5 protein-coding genes and 1 pseudogene are annotated in these 3,932 nt (G+C 38.6%); all 6 read right to left on the reverse strand.

The genetic code is table 11. The features are described 5' to 3' along the window. Nucleotides 1-751: pseudogene (locus AAC037_RS21130) on the reverse strand (hypothetical protein); the annotation flags it as partial. 35 nt (nt 752-786) lie between these two features. Continuing rightward, complete coding sequence (locus AAC037_RS21135) at nt 787-1,422, reverse strand: GyrI-like domain-containing protein (protein WP_339905414.1); 636 nt, start codon at nt 1,420-1,422, stop codon at nt 787-789. 204 nt (nt 1,423-1,626) lie between these two features. After that, on the reverse strand, nt 1,627-2,259 hold the full coding sequence (locus tag AAC037_RS21140; protein ID WP_339905415.1) for a nitroreductase family protein: 633 nt from the start codon (nt 2,257-2,259) through the stop codon (nt 1,627-1,629). A 10-nt stretch (nt 2,260-2,269) separates the two neighbouring features. Then, on the reverse strand, nt 2,270-2,734 hold the full coding sequence (locus AAC037_RS21145; RefSeq protein ID WP_339905416.1) for a MarR family transcriptional regulator: 465 nt from the start codon (nt 2,732-2,734) through the stop codon (nt 2,270-2,272). Continuing rightward, nucleotides 2,715-3,158, reverse strand: a complete 444-nt coding sequence (locus AAC037_RS21150) for a hypothetical protein (protein ID WP_339905417.1) — start codon at nt 3,156-3,158, stop codon at nt 2,715-2,717. Before AAC037_RS21150 ends, AAC037_RS21145 begins: the two co-directional genes overlap by 20 nt. Nucleotides 3,159-3,274: 116 nt before the next feature. Further along, nucleotides 3,275-3,932: SCO family protein (locus AAC037_RS21155; RefSeq protein WP_339905419.1), on the reverse strand; the 658-nt coding region annotated here is incomplete at its 5' end.

Raw genomic sequence — 3,932 nt, forward strand, 5'->3', positions numbered from 1 at the left:
GAATATCCGCCAAGCCAACTCCGGTAGTTAAGCCCATAAGTACTTTATCTACCTTTATCTCTCCTGAGTCAAGGGCCACATAAAAGTGAGATTGAAAACTGTGCAAATATTCCTTTTTTCGCAAATCAATCAATTGATTGAAATCCGATTGAGCTATTACCTGTGGCAAATCACCGTCTTTCAAATACAGTACCAAGCCACTTCCTAACATCTGCAGGTATAGCCTGCCGTGTAATGTGGCATCATTAGGGAAATTAACTGCAATAGACGACTCTTTTGACAGCCCTTTCCTGTCCGTATAGTGAAGACTTACACCTTCCGGTTTTTCATTATGGAAACTTACTTTGAGGGTTAATTTTTCTTTTGAACCTTTACCGAAAAATGAAAAGCCAAGCGCCCCCTTGCCTTTACAGGAAGCCAAATCTATGGAATAAGTAGCCACTGGATTAAAGCCTCCAAACCAAATATTTGTTGCTGTTTTTGACAAAGATTGGATGGTCAATTGATTGGAAGGTATGGCAACTTTTGCACTGTCTTTTAGTTGGTGAATCACCGGGTGCATGACAGAAAAACCAACACTTTTCTCCGGCCAAATTCCCGCTAAAGGAATGGTCTGGTCTTCATCAAAAACCAACCTTTTTGAGGCTTGTCGCGTAAATTTTATTTGCTCAGGAAGGACCTGAGACTGCAGAGCTGCCTGAGAAGTAAATATAAATAGGGCAATAATACAAGCATGTTTGGCTAGGGGCATAGGGCAATCGGTTATCATTAGGTTTACTGCAAATATTAAGACTTTTGTTTAACATTAAATCTTAATACGGTTTTTAATTTATCTTCAGGAACCTTCCTGAAATCCGACAGGTAAATTTCACGGTGAGTTTTGGTAAGCCTGATTAAATCATTTTCTCTTGCATATGCTTCCATTACTGAAAAAGTTTCATCCTCCTTGTCATAACTTCCAATATGAAGCATTTGCACACATAAGCCTTCTTCAATTGTTTCAAATTTGACCTTATCTAATAGGTCATGAGGTTTTTTTCGATGGGTTAAGGCATGCATCTCTCGGTAGAATGCTTCTGTTACAAAATCGGGCTGGCGAATCATAAGGGTAAATACCAGATCATCTTTGTTGAAGCTGCCATTAAAATTTTCCTTGGCTTTCTCATTGATATCCCAGATTCCTTCGAGCGGATAAACGGTATAATCCAGATAGCCTTCCGGTGGGTTTTTGCTTTTCTTCAAGGTCATTTTTATGGCATAGGACAAGGAGTAAAGCACAGCGATGAATTCGGCAAACTGGCTACTGTTGGGATTACCTTCACCTGCAATGGTTATGAACTTTAGCGCCGGGACTTTTAGCTTTTCCGGCTTGGCTTTCGGTAAATAAAGGTTTTTTTCAGATTTTCTCCACTCATATTTCATGGTTAAAAAGAATTAATTGCTGATGCTTCAAATAGCTAAAAGCCGCTATTTCGAAGGGATAGTAATTTCCCTGACAATTTACCCAAACTGTATTAAAAACATAACTTTCATTCAGCATAAAAAAAGGCCTAAAAGAGTTTAACACTCTTTTAGGCCTTTTCTAACCAATGGATTATAATCACCTACTTTTATTAAGTACTTTAATTAATCCAGTACAGTCACTAAATCCTCTTTGCTTTTTCTTACTTTCTTAAGATTAACCAACCAGTCTTTTTCGCTATCTCTATATCCCAAAGGAAGTATCACACAACTTCTCAGCCCTTTTTCCTTCAATCCCAAAATTTCATCCAAGGCATCCGGATCAAATCCCTCCATTGGTGTGCTATCCACTCCTTCAAAGGCCGCTGCAGCAATGGCTTGAGAAAATGCAATATAGGCTTGCTTGGAGGTATGGTTAAAATTTTCTTCTGCAGACCTGTTTGGATAGGTAGCTAAAAGTTGCTTTCTATAGTTCTCCCAACCCTCATTGGTAAATCCCCTTTTCTCATTGGTAAGGTCAAACATTTTATTGATTCGTGCTTCGGTATAGGTGTCCCATGCAGCAAAGACCAATAAATGAGAGCAATCAGTTACCACGGATTGATTCCAGGCAATGGGTTTAATCTTCTCTTTAATCTCTTGGTTTGTTATTACCAGAACCTCAAAAGGCTGCAAACCACTTGAGGTAGGTGCCAATGATATGGCCTCTATGATATTTTCCACCTTCTCCTGCGCTATTTTTTCACCATTCATGGCTTTCGCAGCATATCTCCAATTCAATTTGTCAATTAATTCCATTTTACTTTTACTATTTAATCTTATTATCACTACTATTTTCTGAAAGCGCCTTAATCCAATTGTTCAAGGTGTTTCTTAAATTCGATATCTCCTCCACCGTAATGCCCTCATGAGCTAATCCTTCAAGCATTTGCTCAGGAATAGGGGAAGCCAATTCTTTTAATTCCTTCCCTTTTTTGGTTAAAGTTACAATCACACTCCTTTCATCTTCATTGGATCGAATCCTGTTAATTAAACCCATTGATTCAATTCTTTTCAGCAAAGGAGAAACAGTATTGGTATCCAAAAATAATTTCTCTTTGATTTCATTGATGCGAATACCATCCGACTCCCATAAAACCATCATGACCAAATATTGAGGATAGGTCAAACCTATTTTACTCAAAAAGGGTTTGTATGCCTTGGTTATCAGCCTTGAAACAGAGTAAAAGGGAAAGCAGATTTGATTTTTTAATTTAAGCTGTGAATCTGTCATCAGTACTTACTTTTTTTGATCGATAATCAGCCCACGATCCTGCGGACCATAAAGCCCAAGCTATTAGAACAGGTTGAAAAAACAAGCGAATTAGTCTTGCCCTATCAGAATCCAATGCTCCAAATGCATCTTTACTATCGAGGTATTGGGCAATATTCCCCGGGAAAACAAGCAGAAAAAAAGCAGCCAGTGCCCAACCAAAGTTTACTCGCTGACTTTTCCAGAATGCCAAACCAAGCGCAAGGGCTATTTCTACATAACCGGATAATACCACTACCAAATCCTTACTCATCGGCACCCAGTCCGGCACCTGTGCCTGAAAATCAACCCTATTGAACGTCAAATGACTAATACCGGCATAAAGCATAAATGCTGCCAAGAGTAACCTGAATATATTCTGTAGCGTTGAAGTTTGCTTTTTCATATTTCTTCTTTTTTATATCTTGCAAGTTTATATCGTAAACGACATAGATACATGAAAAGTTTCTTTCTTTGGATTTTATTTTTAAAAAAATGCAGCGAATAAGTGGGGCAGGGATCTTATAGATCGATCAATTTATCTCTAAGCAACTTAGCATCAGCCAATAATTGCTTGATAGCAGTTTTGTTTAGCCCATTGTAAATCCCCCTGATGTGTCGCTCATTGTCAATCAGTAAAATATTTTCGGTATGTAGAAAATCATCAGGACTCTTTTGGAGTCCCATATCTTCTTCCACAAAGAACTGATTTCTTCCCAGTTCATAAATAACCTTCCTTTCACCGGTCAACAAATACCAATTTTCATTACTGATACCATTTTTCTTGGCATAGGCATTAAGTTCAGGCACACCATCCATATCCGGGGTTACAGAATAAGAAACCAGTTGAAGGCCTTTATCCTCAGACAACTCCTCCTGAACCATATCCATATTGGCCATCATCTTAGGACATATGCCCGGGCAGGTGGTAAAGAAAAAATTTACAATGGTGATTTTATCATCAAACACCTCCGCAGTTACTGTATCCCCCAGTTGGTTGTAAACCTGAAATTCAGGGATCTTATGAAAGCTTTCCGGCACTTCTTCCTTGTTGGCAAACCAACGAGGTGTAAAGGTTGATTCTTCGTAATAGGGCAATTCCACACCTAAAGCTCCCTCCACTTCACCTTGCTGTTTGTCAGAATTACAGGCTACAGCAAATACTGCAATTAGTATAATT

Origin of the sequence: uncultured Cyclobacterium sp. (assembly GCF_963976465.1) — a bacterium.
Classification (GTDB): Bacteria; Bacteroidota; Bacteroidia; order Cytophagales; family Cyclobacteriaceae; genus Cyclobacterium.

Coding starts and splice junctions, on each gene's coding strand:
- AAC037_RS21140 (WP_339905415.1), bottom strand. CDS start 2,259: ATGGAATTAATTGACAAATTGAATTGGAGATATGCTGCGAAAGCCATG.
- AAC037_RS21150 (WP_339905417.1), bottom strand. CDS start 3,158: ATGAAAAAGCAAACTTCAACGCTACAGAATATATTCAGGTTACTCTTG.
- AAC037_RS21135 (WP_339905414.1), bottom strand. CDS start 1,422: ATGAAATATGAGTGGAGAAAATCTGAAAAAAACCTTTATTTACCGAAA.
- AAC037_RS21145 (WP_339905416.1), bottom strand. CDS start 2,734: ATGACAGATTCACAGCTTAAATTAAAAAATCAAATCTGCTTTCCCTTT.